Genomic DNA, 20,882 nt, shown 5'->3' on the forward strand with positions numbered 1-20,882 from the left:
CGATTCGCTTCGCTCCTCACGTGCGCTAGCGCAGGCCGGTTCCGCGGGCAAGCGCCGTCTCGACCATGGCCGCCAGCAGGGTCGGATAGTTCACCCCACTGGCCGCCCACATCCGCGGGAACATCGAGATGGTGGTGAATCCGGGCATGGTGTTGATCTCGTTGATCACCGGCCCGTCGTTGGTGAGGAAGAAGTCCACGCGCGCGAGTCCCTGGCCATCGAGCGCGGTGAACGCGCGTACGGCGAGACGGCGGATCTCCTCGGCGATGTCGTCATCGAGCTTGGCCGGCACATCCAGTTCGGCGGCGTCGACGAGATATTTGGTGGCGAAGTCGTAGAAGCCGTCTTCACGACCGCGCACGCCGGCCACCCGGATCTCCCCCACGGTGCTGGCTTCCACAGAGCCATCAGGGAATTCGAGGACACCACATTCCAGTTCCCGCCCCGGGATCGCGGCCTCGACGATGACCTTCGGGTCATGGCGGCGAGCCAGCTCGATCGCTGCGGGTAGCTCGTCCCACGTAGTCACGCGGCTGACACCGATCGAGGATCCACCGCGGGACGGCTTGACGAACACTGGCAGCCCCAGCCGCTCGCGTTGCTCCAGATCTATAGTGGCGTCCTTGGGCCGCAGCACGGCATGGTCGCCGATGGGCAGCCCCTCGGCCGCAAGCAGTTTCTTGGTGAATTCCTTGTCCATCCCGGCCGCGCTGGAGAACACCCCGGAGCCGACATAGGGCACCCCGGCCAGCTCGAGCAGACCCTGGATGGTGCCGTCCTCGCCGTAGGGCCCGTGCAGTACGGGGAACACCACGTCGACGGCGGCCAGCACCCGCCCCGGACCAGAGCCCAGCGACAGCAGCTGGCCGCTGCGGCACGGATCGGCGGGCAGTGCCAGCGCGGTACCGGAGGTGTCGGTGACGCCGGGCAGCTGGCCGTCGGTGATGGCCAGGGTCTCCGGACTGCCGTCGGTGAGCATCCAGGAACCCTCGGGGGTGATGCCGACGGCCACCACCTCGAAGCGTTCCGGGTCGAGGTTGCGCAAAATGCTGCCCGCCGACACACAGGAAATGGCATGTTCGGAGCTACGTCCGCCGTAGACGACGGCAACGCGGACGCGGGATCCGGGCTGATTGCGGGCAGTCACAACCTAGAGAGGCTACCGCCCTGGCCGGACTTCGCCCTTCAGTGCGTCCTGACCTGCGGTTCTACCCGAGCGCTCGGTTGACGTCGGCGATCAGATCGTCGGTGTCCTCGATGCCGGCCGATATCCGGGCGAATCCGGCTGGCACCGCGTCGCCCCAGCGGGCGCGACGGTCCACCGAGGTGTGAATCCCACCGAAGCTGGTCGACGCGATGAGCAGCGCGCTGCGCTCGACCAGCGCATGCACCGCCGCGGCGTCGGCCAGTTCGATCGACACCAGACCACCGAACCGCTGCATCTGTGTGGCGGCCAGATCGTGCGACGGGTCCTCGGGCAGCCCCGGGTAGCGCACCGACCGCACGGCCGGATGCTTGCGCAGCATCACCGCGAGCGCCTGCGCGTTCTGGCACTGCCGTTCGAAGCGCAGCCCCGCGCTGCCCAGGCTGCGCAATACCAACCAGGCCTCGAAGGCTCCCAGAATCGGCCCGGCCAACAGCCGGTCGCGTTCCACCGCGGCCATCAGTTCAGGCTGACTGCCCGCGACGTAACCAGCGACGAGATCGCTGTGGCCGGACAGTGATTTGGTGGCACTGGCCACCACCAGATCGGCGCCCAACGACAACGGTTGCTGGCCGAGCGGGGTCGCGGTGGTGTTGTCGACGACAAGTGTGGCGCCGCGGCCCCGGCAAGTCAGTGCGAGCCTGTGTAGATCGACGACGTCCAGCGCGGGATTGACCGGTGTCTCGGCCAACACCACGTCTGCGTTCGACGCGGCTTGGCAGATCTCGCCGACTCCCGCCTCGACGACATTAACCCCTTGTGGCGCAAGGTATTCCGATGCGTACCGCCGGACCTGGTAGTAGCCGTCTGCGGGCACGAGGAGCGTCGAACCCGGTTTGGTCAGCACCCGCAACACCGAGGTGATGGCTGCCATGCCGGATCCGAAGGTCAGCGCCGCGGATGCTCCTTCCAGTTCGGCCAGGGCCGCTTCCAGTTGCCGCCAGGACGGATTGGAGCTACGCCCGTAGCTGTCCAGCGGTTCGGTCTCATCGGGCGACAGGTGATAGGTCGACGCCGGAATGGGCATCGGCGCCACCGGAACACCTGGGATTGATTCGGACCCAACGGCTTTGACACTGCGAGTGGAATCGCCGTACGTACCTTCGATCATGTTCTACTCCGGTCTGGTGCTGCGCCCCAGCAGGAGCGCAACGGCCTCGTGCACCGACAACCCCTTGTGGCAGACACGGTGCACGGCATCGGTCAACGGCATCTCGACGTCGTAGCTGGAAGCCAGCGCCAGCACCGACTCACACGACGAGACACCCTCAGCAACGTGTCCGCCTGCCGCGAGCAGTGCCGACTCCATGGTGCCGCCTCTGCCCAATCGTTCGCCGAACGTCCGGTTACGCGAGCGCGGTGAAGTACACGTTGCGACCAGATCGCCGACGCCTGCCAGCCCGGACAGCGTGGCAGGCTTGGCGCCCAGCGCGATGCCCAGGCGCAGGATCTCGGCCAGCCCACGGGTGATGATCGCGGCGATCGTGTTCTCCCCGAGCCCGACGCCGACCGCCATGCCGCACGCGAGCGCTATGACGTTCTTACAGGCGCCACCGATCTCGGCGCCGACGACGTCGGAGTTGGTGTACGGCCGGAAGTATCCGGTGGCCATCGCACGCTGCAACGCGACCGCGCGGCCGGAATCGCTGCACGCGACCACCGTCGCGGCCGGCTGCATGGCGGCGATCTCGCTGGCCAGGTTCGGTCCGGTAACCACGCTGATCCGGGATTGATCGGCCGCGGTGACCGCCGCGATGACCTGGCTCATGCGCATCAGCGAGCCCAGTTCGATCCCTTTGGCCAGGCTCACGAGCGTGACGTCGGCGCCGATCAGATGCTTCCAGCCTTCCAGGTTGTTACGCAGTTGCTGTGCCGGCACTGCCAATAGGACCGTGCACGCCCCGGACAGCGCCTCGGCCGGGTCACCGGTGGCACGGATGGTGGGCGGCAGCACGACATCGCCGAGGTGATCGCTGTTGCGGTGCTCGGTGTTGATCTCGTCGGCGACCTCGGGGCGGCGTGCCCATATCGTCACCGGGTTACCCGCGTCCGCCAGCACCTTCGCAATCGCTGTGCCCCATGCACCCGCGCCCATCACCGCAGCCTCCACCACGGCATCACCCTAGCCGTTGTATGCGCGCGGGCCGCGGCAGCAGTCCGGCTGGCAGGATGGCTGCCATGAGCGGCATCCACCCCGCCGGCACTACGTCGGGCGCCGAGGTCGCACTGGTGATCGCGGTCAAACGCCTCACCGCGGCCAAGACCCGTCTGGCACCGATCTTTTCCGCCTCCACCCGGGAGGCGGTGGTGCTGGCGATGCTGGTCGACACCATCACCGCGGCCTCGGCAGTCGCGACGGTCACCGTCGTCACCCCAGACGAGGACGCCGCCGAGGCCGCGCTGGCCGCCGGCGCCACGGTGATCACCGATCCGACACCAGCCGGGCACCACAACCCGCTCAACAACGCCATCACCGTCGCAGAGGCCCAGCTACGTAGGTCTACGCCGAATATCGCTGTGCTACAAGGAGATCTACCCGCCTTACAGCCCCAGGAGCTGTCCGGGGCGCTGGCCGCGGCACAAGCGCACCCACGCAGCTTCGTAGGTGACCGGCACGGCACCGGGACCTCGGCGCTGTTCGCGTTCGGCGTCCCGCTGCAACCGGAGTTCGGTGTCGATTCTGCTGCGCGCCATCGGCACTCCGGAGCGATCGAACTCACCGGCGCGTGGCCGGGGCTACGTTGCGATATCGACACACCCGACGATCTGTCTGCTGCCCGCCGGCTGGGGGTGGGACCGGCCACCACAAAATCACTCGCCCGACATCGCTCGCACGGGTAGCCGCAGAGCTGGCGCATAAGGAATGATCGGACAGGTGAGCGAAGCCACCGAAGCCGAGCCGATCCTGCGGACCGACGACACCGATCGCGGCGACACCTCGAACGGGTCGGGACAGTCGGCGGGTGCCGACACGACACCCGAAGCACCGCCGGCGGCCACCTCCCCGGCCATCGACGACGCACTGCCTGAGGACCGCTATCTCAATCGCGAACTGAGCTGGCTGGACTTCAACGCCCGCGTGCTGGCGCTGGCGGCCGACCAGTCGCTGCCACTGTTGGAGCGCTTGAAGTTCCTGGCGATCTTCGCGTCGAACCTCGATGAGTTCTATATGGTCCGGGTCGCCGGCCTGAAACGGCGCGACGAGATGGGGTTGTCGGTGCGGTCGGCCGACGGGCTGTCCCCCCGCGAGCAACTGCGCCGGATCAACGAGCGCACGCAGCAGATCGCCAGCCGCCACGCCGCGGTGTTCCTCAACTCGGTGCGCCCGGGGTTGGCCGAGCAAGGCGTCGTCATCGTCACGTGGGCCGAACTCAGCCAGGACGAACGCGAGAAACTCTCGACCTACTTCCTCGATCAGGTCTTCCCAGTCCTCACCCCGCTCGCCGTCGACCCCGCGCATCCCTTCCCGTTCGTCAGCGGGCTGAGCCTCAACCTGGCGATCACCGTCCGCCATCCCGACGACGGCGGCCAGCACTTCGCCCGAATCAAGGTGCCAGACAACGTCGATCGGTTCGTCCAACTTCCACCCCCGGCCGACAAGCCGCAGGTGGTGCGATTCCTGCCGATGGAAGCCCTCATCGCCGCGTTCCTTCCGGTGTTGTTCCCGGGTCTGGAAGTCGTGGAACACCATGCCTTCCGGATCACGCGCAACGCGGACTTCGAGGTCGAGGAAGATCGCGACGAGGATCTGCTGCAAGCGCTGGAACGTGAGCTGGCCCGCAGGCGCTTCGGCAAGCCCGTGCGCCTGGAAGTCGCCGACGACATGACCGAGAACATGCTCGAGCTGCTGTTGCGCGAGCTCGACGTCGATCCCGGCGACGTCATCCAGGTGCCGGGGCTGCTCGATCTGTCAGCGGTATGGCAGATCTACGGTGTCGACCGGCCCGATCTCAAGGACCGGCCGTTCGTGCCCGCGACCCCACCGGCATTCGGTGAGCGCGAAACCCCCAAGAGCATCTTCTCCACGCTGCGCGACGGCGACGTCCTGGTGCACCACCCCTACGATTCGTTCTCGACCACGGTGCAACGCTTCATCGAACAGGCCGCCGCCGATCCGAATGTGCTGGCCATCAAGCAGACTCTGTATCGGACATCGGGCGACTCGCCGATCGTCAACGCGCTCATCGACGCCGCCGAGGCCGGCAAGCAGGTAGTCGCTCTGGTGGAGATCAAGGCACGGTTCGATGAGCAGGCCAACATCAAGTGGGCCCGGGCACTGGAGCAGGCGGGTGTGCACGTGGTCTACGGCTTGATCGGCTTGAAGACACACTGCAAGACCTGTCTGGTAGTCCGCCGCGAAAGCTCGGCCATTCGGCGCTACTGCCACATCGGGACCGGTAACTACAACCCGAAAACCGCACGCCTGTATGAGGATGTGGGCTTGCTGACGGCCGATCCCGATATCGGTGCCGACCTCACCGATCTGTTCAACTCGCTGACCGGTTACTCCCGCAAGGATTCGTACCGCAACCTTTTGGTGGCTCCCCGCGGCATCCGCAAGGGCATCATCGATCGGATCGACCGGGAGATCGCAGCTCACCGGGACGGCGCGAAGACCGGTATTCAGTTGAAGGCCAACGCACTGGTCGACGAGCAGGTGATCGACGCGCTGTACCGGGCATCCCAGGCAGGTGTCCCCGTCGAGATCGTGGTCCGCGGCATCTGCGCGCTACGCCCTGGCGGCCCCGGTTACTCCGACAACATCACGGTGCGTTCGATCCTCGGCCGCTTCCTGGAACACTCACGGATTATTCACTTCCGCGCCATCGACGAGTTCTGGATCGGTAGCGCCGACATGATGCATCGTAATCTCGACCGGCGTGTCGAGGTCATGGCTCAGGTGAAGGACCCGCGGCTGACCGCGCAACTGAACGACGTTTTCGAATCGGCCATGAACCCGGCGACCCGGTGTTGGGAATTACAGCACGACGGCCATTGGGCGGCACTGCCGCAGGAGGGCCAGACCGTACGCGACCACCAGGTGTCGCTGATGGAACGCCACCGGCATCCCTGAGCGGGTCCCGGGTACGAGCCAGCGGCGGTACCGGAGAATGACCTGCAGGAGTTGAGGTGTCGAACAACAACACGGCCACCGGCGAGAAGGTTGTGCCCGCCGCCGGCGCGGTGCTGTGGCGTCGCAGCAGCGATGTCACAAGCGATCCGGCCGCCGTCGAGATCGCGGTCATCCATCGGCCCCGGTACGACGACTGGTCGCTACCCAAGGGCAAGGTCGATCCCGGCGAAACCGAACCGGTGACCGCGGTGCGTGAAGTCTACGAGGAGACCGGCTACACCGCGCGGCTCGGCCGCAGGCTTGGATCGGTGTCCTACGCCATCCCCCCGGGCGCGAAAAGAGTCTGGTACTGGGCGGCCCAGGCTACCGGTGGAGACTTCGCTCCCAACGCCGAAGTGGACAAGCTGGTCTGGCTTCCCGCCCATGCCGCAATGGAACAGCTGCAGTATCCATATGACCGAAAAGTATTGCGCCGCTTTGGTAAGTACCCGCCGGAAACCAAGACGGTGCTCATCGTTCGGCACGCCACGGCTGGGCGTCGGTCTCGCTATAAGGGTGACGACCGGCGGCGGCCGTTGGACAAGCACGGACGGGCACAGGCCGAGTCACTGGTGGGCCAGCTGTTGTCATTCGGCGCCAGCACGCTCTACGCCGCCGACCGAATGCGATGTCACCAGACAATCGAGCCGCTCGCACAGGAACTCGGCGTGGACATCCACAACGAGCCCACGCTGACCGAGGAAGCCTACGCACGTGATCAGAAGGCGACGCGGGACCGAGTCGTCGAGATCGCTGCGCGAGCCGGCACCCCGGTTATCTGCACACAGGGCAAGGTAATTCCCGATCTGATCGCCTGGTGGTGCGAACGCGACAGCGTGCGCCCCGAGACGACGGGCAATCGCAAGGGCAGCACCTGGGTGCTGTCATTGATCGACGGGCGACTGGTGGCCGCCGACCACATGGGCAGTCCGCTGCCCACGAAGAAGTAACGCTCCCACAGAAAGGCACGCCGTGAGCGCGTCAGCGGCTCACGGCGTGCCTTTCTGGAAATCTACCTGCGGCCCTTTCTGGCAGGAGCCTTGGTCGCGGCCTTCTTGGCCGGAGCCTTGGCGGCGACCTTCTTAGCGGGAGCCTTGGTCGCGGCCTTCTTGGCGGGAGCCTTGGTCGCGGCCTTCTTGGCCGGAGCCTTGGTCGCGGCCTTCTTGGCCGGAGCCTTGGTCGCGGCCTTCTTAGCGGGAGCCTTGGTCGCGGCCTTCTTAGCGGGAGCCTTGGTCGCGGTGGCCTTGGCCGGAGCCTTCTTGGCGACCGCGGCCCGCTTGGCGGGAGCCTTCTTGGCTGCCGTGCGCTTGGCCGGCCCTGCAGTCACGCCACGCTTGACCGCGGGGCCTTCCGCCGGAAGACGCTGTGCGCCAGAGACAACCGCCTTGAACTGCGCTCCGGGGCGGAACGCCGGTACCGAGGTGGGCTTGACCTTCACCGTTTCGCCGGTGCGCGGATTGCGCGCCACCCGGGCAGCGCGGCGGCGCTGCTCAAAAACGCCGAAGCCGGTGATCGTCACGCTCTCGCCCTTGTGCACCGCACGCACAATGGTGTCGACAACGTTCTCCACCGCGGCGGTAGCCTGCCGACGATCGGTGCCCAGTTTGGTTGTGAGTACGTCGATGAGCTCCGCTTTGTTCATCCAAAACCTCCGAAACCAGTGGTCCACTTTGAACCGACTAGTGGACACGGTAAACCCTGTGACTATTGATTTCCAAGAGCCACGCGCAATTTCGGGGGTAGCTAGCGAACATTCCGGCAATCCGCTTGCCGCCCTTGAACTCCTGTCCGGAGGGTACAGAACCGGTTTGACGGGTGGCGAATTCGCCTCGCCGAGGCCCGCGATCAGGCCTGCAGAGTACGGGGCTTCCAGGCCGGTCTGCCCTGCTCATAGGCCTCGATCGAGGAGAGTTTCCGCAGCGTAAGACCTATATCGTCAAGCCCCTCCAGCAGCCGCCAGGCGGTGTAATCGTCAATCCTGAACGGCACCACTACCGTTCCCGCAGTGACGGTGCGATCTTGAAGATTCACAGTAATTTCCAAGCCCGGATTCTGCTCGATGAGCTTCCAGAGCAGCTCCACATCGTCCTGGGAGACTTCGGCCGCCAGTAATCCGGCCTTACCCGCATTCCCCCGAAAAATGTCGGCGAAGCGGGATGAGATGACCACCCGGAAGCCGTAGTCCATGAGCGCCCAGACGGCATGCTCGCGCGACGAGCCGGTGCCGAAATCGGGCCCAGCGACCAATACCGAGCCTTTATCGAATGGCGCGAGGTTCAAGATGAATGACGGATCGGCGCGCCAGGCGGCGAACAGCCCGTCCTCGAAACCTGTTCGGGTTACCCGCTTCAGGTAGACCGCCGGAATGATCTGGTCGGTGTCGACATTGGACCGCCGCAGCGGAACGCCGATGCCGGTGTGGGTGTGAAAGGCTTCCATCGTCTTCTCCTCTAGCGGGCGGTGGTGGCGGGCAGGTCGGCCGGAGAGGCCAACGTGCCGCGGATGGCAGTGGCCGCAGCGACGGCAGGCGACACCAGGTGGGTCCGGCCGCCTTTGCCTTGACGGCCCTCGAAATTGCGGTTGGACGTCGAGGCGCACCGCTGGCCGGGCGAGAGCTGATCGGGATTCATGCCGAGACACATCGAGCAGCCGGCCTGGCGCCACTCCGCTCCGGCCGCGGTGAATACCCGGTCCAGACCTTCGGATTCGGCTTGGGCACGGACCCGCATCGAGCCGGGCACTACCAACATCCGCACCCCGTCGGCGACCTTGCGGTCCTTCAGAACATCGGCCACCACCCGCAGGTCCTCGATTCGACCGTTGGTGCATGAGCCAACGAACACGGTGTCCACGGCGATGTCCCGCATGGCCGTGCCGGGGCGAAGGTCCATATAGGCCAATGCCTTTTCCGCAGCCTGACGCGCACCGTCGTCGCCGATCAGCTCAGGGTCGGGCACCGACGCCGACAGCGGAACCCCCTGGCCGGGATTGGTGCCCCAGGTCACGAAGGGGCTCAACGTCGAGGCGTCCAGGTAGATCTCGGTGTCGAACTCGGCACCCTCGTCAGTGCGCAATTGGCTCCAGGCGACCACCGCGGCGTCCCAGTCGGCGCCCTGCGGGGCGTGTGGCCGACCCTTGAGGAACTCGAACGTCGTCTCGTCGGGGGCGACCATCCCGGCCCGCGCCCCGGCCTCGATGCTCATGTTGCAGATCGTCATCCGGCCTTCCATCGACAGCGATTCGATGGCACTGCCCCGGTATTCGATGACATGCCCCTGCCCGCCACCGGTGCCGATCTTGGCGATCACCGCCAGGATGATGTCTTTTGCGCTCACGCCGGGCGGCAGCACGCCATCCACATTGACCGCCATGGTCTTGAACGGCTTGAGCGGCAAGGTCTGCGTGGCCAACACATGCTCAACCTCTGACGTACCGATGCCCATGGCAATCGCACCGAACGCGCCGTGGGTGGAGGTGTGGCTGTCGCCGCACACCACCGTCATTCCGGGCTGTGTGAGACCGAGTTGCGGTCCGATGATGTGCACGATGCCCTGTTCGGCATCGCCCATCGAGTGCAGCCGGATGCCGAATTCCTCGCAGTTGCGCCGCAATGTCTCGACCTGGGTCCGCGAGACCGGGTCGGCGATCGGCTTGTCGATGTCGATCGTCGGGACGTTGTGATCCTCGGTGGCGATGGTCAGATCGGGGCGTCGCACCGGCCGCCCGGCCATCCGGAGTCCGTCGAACGCCTGCGGGCTGGTGACCTCGTGCACGAGGTGCAGGTCGATGTAGATCAGGTCGGGCTCACCCTCCTGGGAGGCCACAACATGGTCGGCCCACACCTTTTCGGCCATGGTGCGCGGCTTTGTAGACGTCGGTGTCGATTGATCCATCGCTACTACTCGATTCGGTTCAGGGTACTGCTGGGCTGCAGTCAATGGCTGGGAGATAGACCTGACATCTCGCGTAGCTATCTCAGTATACGAGACGTTAGTATCTCACTGTGAGAAATGATAGCGGCATCGGCGTGCTCGACAAAGCGGTGGGTGTGCTGCACACAGTGGCCGAGTCTCCGTGTGGGCTAGCCGAACTGTGCGAACGGACCGGGCTCCCCCGCGCGACCGCACACCGGCTGGCGGCCGGGCTGGAAACCCACCGGCTACTGGCACGCGACGGCGACGGTCGCTGGCGCTTGGGCCCCGCCCTGACCGAATTGGCCTCCCACGTCAACGATCCGCTCCTGGCCGCCGGCGCGGCTGTGCTGCCGCGGCTGCGTGAGGTCACAGGTGAGAGCGTGCAGCTGTACCGCAGGGAAGGACTCTCCCGCGTGTGCGTGGTGGCCCTGGAGCCGCCGGCGGGACTGCGCGACACCGTGCCGGTCGGCACGCTGCTTCCGATGACGGCCGGGTCGGGCGCCAAAGTACTGCTGGCCCACGCCGACACGGCAACACAACAGGCGGTGCTGCCGACCGCCAAGTTCACCGACCGCACACTCGCCGAGGTGCGCAAGCGCGGGTGGGCGCAGAGCGCGGCCGAACGCGAACCCGGGGTGGCGAGTGTGTCGGCCCCGGTCCGCGACGGGCGAGGCAACGTGATCGCCGCGGTGTCGGTGTCGGGACCGATCGACCGCATGGGCCGTCGCCCCGGAGCGCGCTGGGCGGCCGACCTTCTCGCCGCCGCGGACGCGTTGACCCGCCGGCTATAGCAGCGTCCACAACGATCCGGCCCGAAGATCCCGATCGCGGGATCCCTACCACGTACACGACGGCAGCACGGTGGGCCTCATCACATGGCCGTCGGTGTCGCGCGGTCCAGATGGCGCCGCAAAGCGAAAGGCACTCAGTCCCTAGGACTGAGTGCCTTTCGTGTGTGTACCCCCGATGGGATTCGAACCCACGCTACCGCCGTGAGAGGGCGGCGTCCTAGGCCGCTAGACGACGGGGGCTAGAACTTCCGGATGGTCAGCATAGCTCAGCTGATCACGCTGACCTAATCGACGCATTGGCTGGGGTACCAGGACTCGAACCTAGAATGGCTGAACCAGAATCAGCTGTGTTGCCAATTACACCATACCCCATTGGCTGCCCATCACCGCAGGTCACGGGCATTCTCGACTCGAACCGCTCGGCGGGGACTCCCCGCCTTGCTTATCGGGCCGACGAGCAGACTACCAAAGATTCTGACCCACTTTTCACACGCGGTCCGCCACGGCCCGTAAGCGGGCCAAACTCCGCTCCCGACCGAGCAGTTCCATGGACTCGAACAGCGGCGGGCTGACCGACGCTCCGGTCACCGCGACCCGAATCGGGCCGAAGGCCTTACGCGGTTTGAGCTCCAGTCCGTCCACCAACGCGGTCTTCAGTGCGTCCTCGATCGCGACCGTCGTCCACTCTTCCAGGCTCTCCAACGCGCTCAGTGCGGCCGCGAAGACTGCGGCGGCCTCGGGCTTGAGCTCCTTGGCGGCAGACTTCTCGTCGAGCTCGTAGTCGGCGTCGTTGAAGAACTTCACGAGCCCCCACGCGTCCCCGAGCACGACGATGCGGGTTTGGATCAATGCCGCAGCTTCGGCGAACGACGCGTCGTCCAGGCTCGTGTCGTGGCCGTGTGTGACGAAATACTCCCGTAGCCGCGCGGTGAATTCCTCCGGGCTCAACAACCGGATGTGCTCGGCGTTGATGGCATCGGCCTTCTTCTGGTCGAACCGGGCCGGATTGGAGTTGACGTTGGCCACGTCGAACGCTGCCACCATCTCTCCGAGGCTGAACACGTCGTGATCGTCGGCGATGCCCCAGCCCAACAGAGCCAGGTAGTTCAGCAGGCCCTCGGGGATGAACCCGCGGTCGCGGTGCAAGAACAGGTTCGACTGCGGGTCCCGCTTGGACAGCTTCTTGTTACCGTCGCCGAGAACGCTTGGCAGATGCGCGAACTCGGGGACCCACTCGGCGACGCCGATGCGTATCAGGGCGCGGTACAGCGCGATCTGACGCGGCGTCGACGGCATGATGTCTTCCCCGCGCAGCACGTGGGTGATCTTCATCAACGCATCATCGACCGGATTAACCAAGGTGTACAACGGATCTCCGCTGGCCCGGGTGATGGCGAAATCCGGCACGGAACCGGCCGGGAATGTCGTCTGGCCACGGACCAGATCGTTCCACGACACGTCTTCGTCTGGCATCCGCAGCCGCAGCACCGGCTGGCGTCCTTCGGCGGCGAACGCGGCACGCTGGTCATCGGTGAGGTCGCGGTCGTAGTTGTCGTAGCCCAGTTTGGGGTTTCGCCCGGCGGCGATGTGTCGCGCCTCCACCTCCTCGGGCGTCGAGTAGGCCTCGTACACTTCGCCGGCCGCCAACAGTCGCGCAATCACGTCGCGGTAGATCTCGCTGCGCTGCGATTGCCGGTACGGCTCGTACGGGCCGCCGACCACCGGCCCCTCGTCCCAGTCCAACCCGAGCCACCCCAGCGCGTCGAGGATCGCGTCATAGCTTTCCTGACTGTCGCGCGCGGCGTCGGTGTCCTCGATGCGGAACACGAATGTGCCGCCGGTGTGTCGCGCGTAGGCCCAGTTGAACAGCGCAGTACGGACCAGCCCGACGTGCGGGATTCCCGTGGGCGACGGACAGAACCGGACCCGGACCGGACCAGAGGGAGAAGTCATCGACATCCTTACTTCTTCTTGCGCACAACGGGATTGGTGAGCGTACCGAGGCCCTCGACAGTAATGCTGACGGTGTCGCCGTCCTCGATCGGGCCGACGCCCTCGGGCGTTCCGGTGAGGATGAGATCGCCCGGCAGCAGCGTCATCACCGCCGAGGCCCACTCCACGATCGCGCCGATGTCATGGATCATCAACGAGGTTCGGCTGCGCTGGCGCAGCTCGCCCTCGCCGGCGGAGCCGGCAATTGGACGGGTGACTTCGGTACGTATTTCCAGATCCGAAGGGTCGATCGAGGTGTCGATCCACGGCCCCACCGGGCAGAACGTGTCGTGTCCCTTGGCCCGCATCCACTGCCCGTCCTTCTCCTGTTGATCGCGGGCCGACACGTCGTTGGCGATCGTGTAGCCGAGGATGTTCTCCGCGGCGCGCGAGGCGGGCACATCTTTGCACGGCCGGCCGATCACGACGGCGAGTTCGCCCTCGTGATGTACGGGGAAGGCGTCGGCGGGCAGCTGAATCGGCACATTGGGCCCGATGATCGCGGTGTTGGGCTTGAGGAAGATCACCGGATCCTCCGGCGCCACCCCGCCCATCTCCGCGGCATGTGCCGCGTAGTTCTTGCCCATGCAGATCACCTTGCTGGCCAGGATCGGAGCCAACAGCCGCACATCGGCCAACGGCCAGCTACGCCCCGTGAAATTCGGCGTACCGAACGGATGTTCGGCGATCTCTTTGCAGACCGCGTCTGCCCCTTCGCCCTCGATGCTTACAAAGGCAACCCCGTCGGGGCTGGCGATTCGACCTAGACGCATGCCGCCAGCGTAGTAACGGCTCACTGGTCGACTGCCATCAGCTCCCGTCGAACAGCGCCCGTACGAATGGAGTGGAATCACGCATCGATGCCAGCACCGTGCCCGAGTGATCCCCGTCGGGATAGATCTTGAGGATGACGTCTTGTCCGTGATCGACGAGCTGCTGGTCGAAGTCGATCGAGAGCTTCGGCGGCACATCGCGGTCCAAGAGTCCCACCCCGAGGAAGATCGGGCGGTCATAGCCACTTGTCGGGGTTCCCATGTAGATGTCGAGCGCATCGGACATACCAGGCAGGGTCGCCAGCGGAGCACGGAAGAATCCGGTCGGGGTCATCCCGGCCAGTGCTCGGTCCAGGTCGGGTTTACACAGCGTTTCGCCCTTCGCCACCGCATCCAGCCCGGCCGGGGTCAGCACACTGTTCACGTCGAGGTCCGGCCGCGCATCCCGGAGTCCGGCCAGGATGTAGGCGGCATAGCTGTTGGCCGCAGGCCCCAGATTCGGCGGCAGAGCCATGTCGGGACCGGCCTGCTTGACGATGCTCTCGACATTGGCCGGAGTGCCGGTGGCTACCACACCGCGATAGTCCAGCCCGCTCCCCTGGCTGAATTCGGTTGCCCACCGGGCGCTGTCGACAGCCGCCGCACCGCCTTGGGATTGGCCGACGATCGCCCACTTCGGCGATAGCGGTAGATCCATGTGGTGCATGGCGATCACCGAGTCGACGACGCTGTGCGCGGTGGCCACGCTGTTGAGGTAACTCATCAGCCCCGGTGTGCCGAGACCCGCGTAATCCGAACCCACTACGGCGTAACCTTGGTCAAGCCAGTGGGTCAGATACTCGTTGTCCCGCTGGCTACGGGGGTGTGCCGACGGTGTGCAGTCGTCGCCGAGGCCGACGGTGCCGTGCGCCCAGACGACTGTCGGCCAGCCTCCAGGCGGCGCCTCTTCATGCGGAACAAACACGGCCGCGGTACTGACTGCCGGCGAATCACGTTGGTTCACCGTCGAATACAGAATCCGATAAGCCCGCGCCGCGCCTGTCACCGAGAGTGCCGGATCGAGCGGCACCGCCGCGATGAGCGATCCCGGAGCCGGAATCGGGCCGGCGTAGTCGCGGGCGTCCAGGCCCGACCAATCGGGTGCCTCTGCCGCCATGGCGACCGGAGCGGATCCCGAGAACAGGGCGCAGACCAGGGCCGCAGCACCCGCCATCAACCGTAGTGTCACCGTGACAGACTATGGTCTTTGGCAAGAATTCTCATATTTTGAGATATCAGTTCGATATTTTGGGATTGTGGTGCGACGATGACCAGGTGGCACGCACAACGCTCGGAACCGCGCGCCGCTGGTCCATGTTGGTGATCGCCCTGTCTTCGACGACGTGCGCCAACGTGTTCATCAACGGTGCCGCCTTCCTCATACCCACCTTGCACACCGAACGGCACCTCGACCTGGCCCATGCCGGCCTGCTGTCGGCGATGCCGAGTTTCGGCATGGTGACCACGCTCATCGCCTGGGGTTATGTGGTGGACCGGTTCGGCGAGCGGCTGGTACTGGCCCTGGGGTCGGCATTGACCGCGGCGGCCGCATTCGGCGCCGCCTCGGTGGATTCGCTTGTGGCCACCGGGGTTCTGTTGTTTCTCGGCGGTATGGCCGCCGCGAGCAGCAATTCGGCCAGCGGCCGGTTGGTGGTCGGATGGTTCCCACCCGAACAGCGCGGCTTGGTGATGGGCATCCGACAGACCGCGACTCCGCTGGGAGTCGGCTTGGGCGCGTTGGTGATTCCGCGGCTGGCCCAGGCGCACGGTGTCGGGCCGGCCCTGCTGTTCCCCGCGATAGTCTGCGCGGTGGCCGCCGTGGTCAGCGCGGTCGGTGTCATCGACCCGCCACGCCCGCCGCGGGCCGAAGCCCCAGCCGAACATTTGGCCAACCCGTACCGGGGTTCGGCGCTGCTGTGGCGCATCCATGCCACGTCGGTGCTGCTGGTGGTGCCGCAGGCGGTGTTGTGGACGTTCGCGCTGACCTGGTTGATCGCCGACCGCGGATGGTCGCCCGCATCGGCCGGGGCCATGGTCACGCTGGCGCAGCTGCTGGGTGCCGGCGGCCGCATCGCCGCGGGCCGCTGGTCCGACATTGTCGGCGACCGGTTGCGCCCGATTCGCACAATCGCGGTGGCAGCCTCGATCACCATGGCCCTGCTCGCACTGACCGACTGGTTCAGCTCGCCGATCAGCGTCGCCCTGATGGTGATCGCCTCGGTGATCACAGTGTCGGACAACGGTTTGGCGTTCACCGGTATCGCAGAGATCGCTGGGCCATTCTGGAGTGGGCGCGCTCTGGGGGCCCAGAACACCAGTCAGCTCCTGGCTTCCGGGCTCACCTCGCCGATCTTCGGTGGGCTGATCGGCCTGGCCGGCTACCCGGCGGCGTTTGCCGTGTGCGCGGTCTTGCCCGCGCTGGCCGTGCCGTTGGTGCCAATCTGGAGTGAACCGCTCCGCCAAGCCGCTTCGGACTGACCGCGTCTGGCTTCAGAGCGCATGCCCGGCCGCGTAGGCCGTCGCCCAATCGCGGACGGTGCGCAGGTACAGTCCCGAATTGTTGTACGCCAGTATCGCGTCCATCCAGCCGATCGGTTTGGCCAGATCGTGTCCGCGATAACACAGATAGCCCGCGGCGGCCAGGGCAGCATCGTCGATGTTGTCCACATTGACCACGCCGTCGTTGTGCGCGTCGACACCGTAGAGCCGCCACGTCTCCGGGATGAACTGCATCGGCCCCATGGCTTGCGCATATTCGGAGCCGTCGGTACCGGCGTCTTCGATGATTCGCAGATTGCCATTGGTGCCATCGAGTTTTACCCCGCGGATCGGTGGAACCACGTCGCCATTCGGCGCGATCCTGGCTCCCCGGTAGGTACCGTTGCGGCTTTCCACGGTGCCGATCCCGGCCAGCGTGGTCCAGCCGATGTGGCAACGCGGATTGACCACCTGTGCCACCTTGGCCGCATACGCGTAGGCCTCCAACGCGGTAACGGGCAATCCCAGCGCGGCGGCACGAGGGGTGGCCCACGCCGCAAGTTGATCAGCGGGCCGACCCCGGGCCGAAATATCGATGTCGGGCACCGGATCACCCGGCGGCGGTGGAATCCCCTCCGGGATCGGTGAACCGAAGTGGCCGCTGCAGTTCGAAGCCAGCACGATGACAGTGGCGGCAACGACCGCCGTGGGTTGCAGCCAACGCCGACGCGGAGTGTCCCGGATGCGACGAATCCGACGCGTCAACACCATGTCTCACAACGGTAGTCGTCGGTTGACCAGGATGCCCGCGGCGACGGCGGCGATCAGGGCCACCAGCGCCAGACCGATCCAGCTCGCGCTGGCATCCCCGCGCACGGTCTGGTAGCCCACCTGCTGCTCCAACGCCGAGTAGACAGAATCGAGCTCATCGAGGCTGCCCGCGTGATACGCCTGCCCGCCGGTGATCTCGACGATCTTTTGCAGAGTCGAGTCATCGACCGGAACCGGAATATCCTGGCCGTCGAGATTGACTGTGCCGTAGGGAGTCCCGAACGAAATGGTCGAGATCGGCACATTCTGGGCCTTGGCCGCGCGGGCTGCGGAGAACGCCCCCCGTGGTTCGTCCGGATCGCTGGGCACCGTTTCCTTGCCGTCGGACTCCAGCACGATCCGCGCCGGCGGCGGTCCGTCGCCGCCACCCATCACCGCTCCGGCGGTCGCAATGGCCTGCAGCGCCGTGAAGATGCCCTCTCCGGTGGCAGTGCGCGGCTCAGGTTGCAGCGTGCTGATCGCGCGCTTGACGGCATCGTGGTCCGCGGTCGGAGCCACCAGCATCACCGCGCTCGACGAGAACTTGACCAGGCCGAGATTGATGCCGGGCGTCAATTGGTCGGCGAAGTGGGTCGCCGCGGTCCGGGCCGCCTCGATCCGACTCGGCGCCACATCCGTGGCGGCCATCGATTCCGAAACGTCGATGACCAGCATGATCACGGCTCGATTGCGCGGGACACGGACATTGTCGGTGGGGCCTGCCATGGCCGTGGTCATCAGGGCCAGCGCCGCGACCAGAAGTGCAGCAGGTACGTGCCGCCACCTGCTCGCCGGCTGCGCGGGGGCCACCTGTTCCAGTACCGCCATGTTCGCGAACCGCAGCACCCGCTTACGCCGCGCCCGCTGCACCCACAGATACGCGACGACGATCACCACGACTGCCAGGAAGCACAGGAAATACCACGGGTGGGCGAACCCGGAGAGGCTCAGCTCATTCAGCATGAGGATTCCGACCTTCCGATGCCACCACCACGATCAAACGTTTGCTTGAGTATATAACTGAGGTGGCAGCGCACCCGCTGACTCGATACGGGTCTACCCCGCAGAATGGATGGTGACCATGACGACATTTGCCATACCGGGTGCACTGACCGCGCTGCTGGTGCCGGTCGCACTGCTGGTGCTCTACGTCGTCATCCAGTTTCGCCGACAGCGACGGTTCCACCGGTTCACCGGTGCCACTGCGCCGCGACGGTGGATCCGACACGTGCCGATGGCGCTAGCACTGTGCTCGACGGTATTGCTGATCGTTGCGCTCGCGGGGCCCACACGCGAAATCCGCATACCCCGCAACCGCGCGGTAATCATGCTGGTCATCGACGAGTCCCGATCGATGGGAGCAACCGATATTGCTCCGACGCGCCTGGCCGCGGCTCAGGCAGCCGCCAAGCAGTTCGCCGACCAACTCACGCCCGGAGTGAATCTGGGCCTTGTCGCGTTCGCTGGAAATGCCGCACTGCTGGTGTCGCCCACACCGGACCACAAGGCCACCGTAGCAGCGCTCGACCACCTCAGCCTTGAGGATTCCACAGCCACCGGAGAAGCGATATTCACTGCATTGCAATCGATTTCGTCGGTAGCCGAGGTGCTCAGCTCCGATAACACCGACGCCCCGCCGGCGCGCATCGTGCTGGAATCCGATGGTGCGGCCAACAAGCCGGCGAATCCGGACAATCCGCGTGGCGCCTACACCGCCGCGCGTGCCGCGAAAGACCAAGGGGTACCGGTGTCCACCATCGCCTTCGGCACCAAAAATGGGGTGGTCCAACTCAAAGACGAGCACGTTCCGGTGCCCGTCGACGACGACATGCTCAAGCACATCGCCGATCTGTCCGGCGGACAGTCCTACAACGCCACGACCGTCGACGAATTGACCCACAACTATCAGACCATCCAGCAGCAGATCGGCTATCAAACGATCACTGGCCCCGATCGTGGGTGGTGGCTACGGGCAGGTGCATTGACTGCTTTGGCGGCTGCTGTGAGCGCGCTGCTGATCAACCGGCGGCTACCGGTATAGCGACTGCGCCTTTTACCGCAAGTCACACCTGCCACTTTGACACCTGCTAGGTCGTCGGCACCTCCGGGTGATATCGCCGGACGGTCTTCCCGCCGTGGCGTTACGCGCGCGTCTGCCTAGTTCGAATCGGCGAAGATGGCGTCGATCAATTCCGGCACCGACACTCCGAGCACCTCGCTCAGTGCGACGAGTGTCGACAACCGCGGGTTCGCTGGACGTTTGGTCTTGCGGTTGCTCAGTCCGCGCTCGAGCAGCTGATAGTGATTGCGGCTCATACCCGAGGCTTCCGCAACGACCTCCTGGGTGAGTCCTCGCGCCTCGCGCAAGTCGCATAGCCGTCGACCAAGAGCCTGTGCAAGCGCTTGCTCGATCTCCGACTGCGGCACCCCTGCAATCTGCCGAGACACCAATCTGCAGTCGACCATCTATAGATGGCTTAAGATGCCTACACGTCGGTATCACCATTTATAGATGGCTCATCCGACACGAGAAGGGGCGTATCGGGTGGCCGAGCAACATGTCTGACGGCCACATCGTCGTGCGCTATGCGCTCTCGTTCACCAGCGGATCCCTCTTGATGCGCGAAGCCCTCGTTGCCGCACCCCTCTATCTCCGCGAGTACGACTGGGCAACGGTCCGTCGACACATCGAGGACGACAACCTCCTGCGGGCCCGCACGGTGTCCACCGGGCATCGGCTCGCACGTGAGGTCACTCAACGCCTCGCTGTCCTCACAGCGGATGAGCTCGAGCTTCTCGTTGAAGCGACGTCGTCCGAACGTGCCCACCTGCTGTGGGCAGCAGCGTGCCGGCGCTACGAGCTGATCGGTGAATTCGCCGAAGAGGTACTACGCGAACGCTTCCTGCTTCTGACACCGACGCTCGACCACGCCGACTTCGACAACTTCATCCGCAGTAAAGCTGTGTGGCACGACGAGATCGCCGACCTCACGGACTCCACGGTGCGCAAGCTGCGCTCGACCGTGTTCCGCATGCTCGTCGAAGCCGGACTGCTGAACGAGGGCGGACGTATCCAGTACGCGACGCTGTCGCCCCGGGTCAATGACGCACTGAATGCCCGCACACCGAGCGATATCCGCTTCTTCCCGATCGCAGGCGGTACCGATGAACAACGTTGACCTGGCCAAGCAAGAAGAGCACCTGCTCGCGGTGCTCAGCGGCAAGCGCTTCCTTCAGATGGAGGGCCTCAGCAACGAGGTTCCCTTCTTCATCTATCCGTACCCGCCCGAGGATGCGCTCGCTGTTGCCGACGCGAAGAAACGGATCAAGAACAGGTTGTCTCAGCGCGGCATCACGGTTCGGGAAATCAACCTCTACGACCTTTCGGTCGAGATCCTCAAAGGCCGTGGGGTTTGGGAACGCGTACTGGCCGTAGAGCCCGAGCAGGACAAGGACGACTTCCGCGACCTGCTACAGGGCATGCTCGACCCGCAGTTGCACATCGCGCCGGCCATCCGCGCCCAGATTGAGGACGACGCGTTCGACATCCTCTTCCTCACCGGCATCGGCGAAGTCTTTCCCTACATCCGCTCACACAACGTGCTGAACAACCTGCAGAGCGTGGTCACCGGCAAGCCGATGCTCATGTTCTTCCCCGGTCGTTACGACCAGTCCGACACGCTCGGCTCCACCCTCGTGCTCTTCGGGCAGCTCAAGGACGACCAGTACTACCGCGCCAAGGACATTCGGGAACAGGAAGCGTAATTC

Annotated in this window: 20 protein-coding genes and 2 tRNA genes; 8 read left to right on the plus strand and 14 right to left on the minus strand. The window is 65.5% G+C overall.

The window, feature by feature from the left end; genetic code table 11:
• Positions 1–25 precede the first annotated feature (25 nt).
• The 3 genes from B133_RS0110085 to B133_RS0110095 form a co-directional block, all read right to left on the minus strand.
• Positions 26–1,147: a D-alanine--D-alanine ligase family protein gene (locus B133_RS0110085; RefSeq protein WP_026256229.1), complete on the minus strand. Its 1,122-nt coding sequence runs from the start codon at positions 1,145–1,147 to the stop codon at positions 26–28.
• A gap of 61 nt (positions 1,148–1,208) precedes the next feature.
• Positions 1,209–2,312 (minus strand): cystathionine gamma-lyase, encoded by a 1,104-nt coding sequence (locus tag B133_RS0110090; protein WP_026256230.1) that lies wholly within the window; start codon positions 2,310–2,312, stop codon positions 1,209–1,211.
• A 6-nt stretch (positions 2,313–2,318) separates the two neighbouring features.
• Entirely contained in the window at positions 2,319–3,299 is a 981-nt protein-coding gene (locus tag B133_RS0110095) for an NAD(P)H-dependent glycerol-3-phosphate dehydrogenase (RefSeq protein WP_036419100.1), read from the minus strand.
• A gap of 83 nt (positions 3,300–3,382) precedes the next feature.
• On the opposite strand from B133_RS0110095, the gene cofC reads away from it, so the two are divergent.
• Genes cofC through B133_RS0110110 form a run of 3 tightly spaced genes read left to right on the plus strand, consistent with a single transcriptional unit; the run spans position 3,383 to position 7,267 of the window.
• Positions 3,383–4,045, plus strand: coding sequence for a 2-phospho-L-lactate guanylyltransferase (cofC, locus tag B133_RS0110100; protein WP_018600821.1), 663 nt, complete (start codon positions 3,383–3,385; stop codon positions 4,043–4,045).
• 22 nt (positions 4,046–4,067) lie between these two features.
• Positions 4,068–6,278 (plus strand): RNA degradosome polyphosphate kinase, encoded by a 2,211-nt coding sequence (locus B133_RS0110105; RefSeq protein WP_018600822.1) that lies wholly within the window; start codon positions 4,068–4,070, stop codon positions 6,276–6,278.
• A gap of 56 nt (positions 6,279–6,334) precedes the next feature.
• Positions 6,335–7,267, plus strand: a complete 933-nt coding sequence (locus B133_RS0110110) for an NUDIX hydrolase (RefSeq protein ID WP_018600823.1) — start codon at positions 6,335–6,337, stop codon at positions 7,265–7,267.
• Between the two features lie 62 nt (positions 7,268–7,329).
• On the opposite strand, the gene B133_RS0110115 is transcribed toward B133_RS0110110, so the two are convergent.
• The 3 genes from B133_RS0110115 to leuC all read right to left on the minus strand — a co-directional run bounded on the left by B133_RS0110115 (position 7,330) and on the right by leuC (position 10,210).
• Positions 7,330–7,959, minus strand: a complete 630-nt coding sequence (locus B133_RS0110115; protein ID WP_018600824.1) for an HU family DNA-binding protein — start codon at positions 7,957–7,959, stop codon at positions 7,330–7,332.
• A gap of 203 nt (positions 7,960–8,162) precedes the next feature.
• Positions 8,163–8,756, minus strand: coding sequence for a 3-isopropylmalate dehydratase small subunit (gene leuD / locus B133_RS0110120; protein ID WP_018600825.1), 594 nt, complete (start codon positions 8,754–8,756; stop codon positions 8,163–8,165).
• An 11-nt stretch (positions 8,757–8,767) separates the two neighbouring features.
• Positions 8,768–10,210 carry a 3-isopropylmalate dehydratase large subunit gene (leuC, locus tag B133_RS0110125; RefSeq protein WP_026256231.1) on the minus strand — a complete coding sequence of 481 codons (1,443 nt, stop codon included), beginning with the start codon at positions 10,208–10,210 and terminating at the stop codon, positions 8,768–8,770.
• A 110-nt stretch (positions 10,211–10,320) separates the two neighbouring features.
• Here leuC and B133_RS0110130 point away from each other — a divergent pair, with 110 nt between their 5' ends.
• Complete coding sequence (locus tag B133_RS0110130) at positions 10,321–11,022, plus strand: IclR family transcriptional regulator (RefSeq protein ID WP_026256232.1); 702 nt, start codon at positions 10,321–10,323, stop codon at positions 11,020–11,022.
• A gap of 167 nt (positions 11,023–11,189) precedes the next feature.
• Here the strand turns inward: B133_RS0110130 and B133_RS0110135 are convergent.
• The 5 genes from B133_RS0110135 to B133_RS0110155 all read right to left on the minus strand — a co-directional run bounded on the left by B133_RS0110135 (position 11,190) and on the right by B133_RS0110155 (position 15,000).
• Positions 11,190–11,262, minus strand: a tRNA-Glu gene (locus B133_RS0110135).
• A 57-nt stretch (positions 11,263–11,319) separates the two neighbouring features.
• A tRNA-Gln gene (locus B133_RS0110140) sits at positions 11,320–11,394 on the minus strand.
• Positions 11,395–11,508: 114 nt separating this feature from the next.
• On the minus strand, positions 11,509–12,975 hold the full coding sequence (gene gltX / locus B133_RS0110145; protein ID WP_026256233.1) for a glutamate--tRNA ligase: 1,467 nt from the start codon (positions 12,973–12,975) through the stop codon (positions 11,509–11,511).
• A gap of 8 nt (positions 12,976–12,983) precedes the next feature.
• The gene (locus B133_RS0110150; RefSeq protein WP_018600829.1) at positions 12,984–13,787 is read right to left on the minus strand and encodes a fumarylacetoacetate hydrolase family protein; all 804 of its coding nucleotides are present in this window, start codon (positions 13,785–13,787) and stop codon (positions 12,984–12,986) included.
• 37 nt (positions 13,788–13,824) lie between these two features.
• On the minus strand, positions 13,825–15,000 hold the full coding sequence (locus B133_RS0110155) for a S9 family peptidase (protein ID WP_018600830.1): 1,176 nt from the start codon (positions 14,998–15,000) through the stop codon (positions 13,825–13,827).
• A gap of 140 nt (positions 15,001–15,140) precedes the next feature.
• On the opposite strand from B133_RS0110155, the gene B133_RS0110160 reads away from it, so the two are divergent.
• The gene (locus tag B133_RS0110160) at positions 15,141–16,304 is read left to right on the plus strand and encodes an MFS transporter (RefSeq protein WP_369751488.1); all 1,164 of its coding nucleotides are present in this window, start codon (positions 15,141–15,143) and stop codon (positions 16,302–16,304) included.
• A 12-nt stretch (positions 16,305–16,316) separates the two neighbouring features.
• Here the strand turns inward: B133_RS0110160 and B133_RS0110165 are convergent, their stop codons facing one another.
• Positions 16,317–17,075: a lytic transglycosylase domain-containing protein gene (locus B133_RS0110165; RefSeq protein WP_018600832.1), complete on the minus strand. Its 759-nt coding sequence runs from the start codon at positions 17,073–17,075 to the stop codon at positions 16,317–16,319.
• Positions 17,076–17,078: 3 nt separating this feature from the next.
• Entirely contained in the window at positions 17,079–18,077 is a 999-nt protein-coding gene (locus tag B133_RS0110170; RefSeq protein ID WP_018600833.1) for a VWA domain-containing protein, read from the minus strand.
• A 109-nt stretch (positions 18,078–18,186) separates the two neighbouring features.
• Here B133_RS0110170 and B133_RS0110175 point away from each other — a divergent pair, with 109 nt between their 5' ends.
• Entirely contained in the window at positions 18,187–19,155 is a 969-nt protein-coding gene (locus B133_RS0110175; RefSeq protein WP_018600834.1) for a VWA domain-containing protein, read from the plus strand.
• Between the two features lie 116 nt (positions 19,156–19,271).
• Here B133_RS0110175 and B133_RS0110180 read toward each other — a convergent pair whose 3' ends face one another.
• Entirely contained in the window at positions 19,272–19,562 is a 291-nt protein-coding gene (locus B133_RS0110180; RefSeq protein ID WP_232423281.1) for a helix-turn-helix domain-containing protein, read from the minus strand.
• A 110-nt stretch (positions 19,563–19,672) separates the two neighbouring features.
• Between B133_RS0110180 and B133_RS0110185 the strand changes: the two genes are divergently transcribed.
• Positions 19,673–20,293, plus strand: coding sequence for a DUF1819 family protein (locus B133_RS0110185; RefSeq protein WP_018600836.1), 621 nt, complete (start codon positions 19,673–19,675; stop codon positions 20,291–20,293).
• On the plus strand, positions 20,280–20,879 hold the full coding sequence (locus B133_RS0110190) for a DUF1788 domain-containing protein (RefSeq protein ID WP_018600837.1): 600 nt from the start codon (positions 20,280–20,282) through the stop codon (positions 20,877–20,879). Before B133_RS0110185 ends, B133_RS0110190 begins: the two co-directional genes overlap by 14 nt.
• The last annotated feature ends 3 nt before the right edge of the window (positions 20,880–20,882 follow it).

The sequence above is a fragment of the Mycobacterium sp. 155 genome, assembly GCF_000373905.1.
Classification (GTDB): Bacteria; Actinomycetota; Actinomycetes; order Mycobacteriales; family Mycobacteriaceae; genus Mycobacterium.

What these genes read in the sequence shown, in the direction of transcription:
- gltX (WP_026256233.1), bottom strand. Translation starts at nt 12,975, where the DNA reads ATGACTTCTCCCTCTGGTCCGGTCCGGGTCCGGTTCTGTCCGTCGCCC.
- B133_RS0110160 (WP_369751488.1), top strand. Translation starts at nt 15,141, where the DNA reads ATGTTGGTGATCGCCCTGTCTTCGACGACGTGCGCCAACGTGTTCATC.
- B133_RS0110105 (WP_018600822.1), top strand. Translation starts at nt 4,068, where the DNA reads ATGATCGGACAGGTGAGCGAAGCCACCGAAGCCGAGCCGATCCTGCGG.
- B133_RS0110165 (WP_018600832.1), bottom strand. Translation starts at nt 17,075, where the DNA reads ATGGTGTTGACGCGTCGGATTCGTCGCATCCGGGACACTCCGCGTCGG.
- B133_RS0110175 (WP_018600834.1), top strand. Translation starts at nt 18,187, where the DNA reads ATGGTGACCATGACGACATTTGCCATACCGGGTGCACTGACCGCGCTG.
- B133_RS0110190 (WP_018600837.1), top strand. Translation starts at nt 20,280, where the DNA reads ATGAACAACGTTGACCTGGCCAAGCAAGAAGAGCACCTGCTCGCGGTG.
- B133_RS0110155 (WP_018600830.1), bottom strand. Translation starts at nt 15,000, where the DNA reads ATGGCGGGTGCTGCGGCCCTGGTCTGCGCCCTGTTCTCGGGATCCGCT.
- B133_RS0110185 (WP_018600836.1), top strand. Translation starts at nt 19,673, where the DNA reads ATGTCTGACGGCCACATCGTCGTGCGCTATGCGCTCTCGTTCACCAGC.
- cofC (WP_018600821.1), top strand. Translation starts at nt 3,383, where the DNA reads ATGAGCGGCATCCACCCCGCCGGCACTACGTCGGGCGCCGAGGTCGCA.
- B133_RS0110170 (WP_018600833.1), bottom strand. Translation starts at nt 18,077, where the DNA reads ATGCTGAATGAGCTGAGCCTCTCCGGGTTCGCCCACCCGTGGTATTTC.
- B133_RS0110095 (WP_036419100.1), bottom strand. Translation starts at nt 3,299, where the DNA reads ATGGGCGCGGGTGCATGGGGCACAGCGATTGCGAAGGTGCTGGCGGAC.
- leuC (WP_026256231.1), bottom strand. Translation starts at nt 10,210, where the DNA reads ATGGATCAATCGACACCGACGTCTACAAAGCCGCGCACCATGGCCGAA.
- B133_RS0110150 (WP_018600829.1), bottom strand. Translation starts at nt 13,787, where the DNA reads ATGCGTCTAGGTCGAATCGCCAGCCCCGACGGGGTTGCCTTTGTAAGC.
- leuD (WP_018600825.1), bottom strand. Translation starts at nt 8,756, where the DNA reads ATGGAAGCCTTTCACACCCACACCGGCATCGGCGTTCCGCTGCGGCGG.
- B133_RS0110115 (WP_018600824.1), bottom strand. Translation starts at nt 7,959, where the DNA reads ATGAACAAAGCGGAGCTCATCGACGTACTCACAACCAAACTGGGCACC.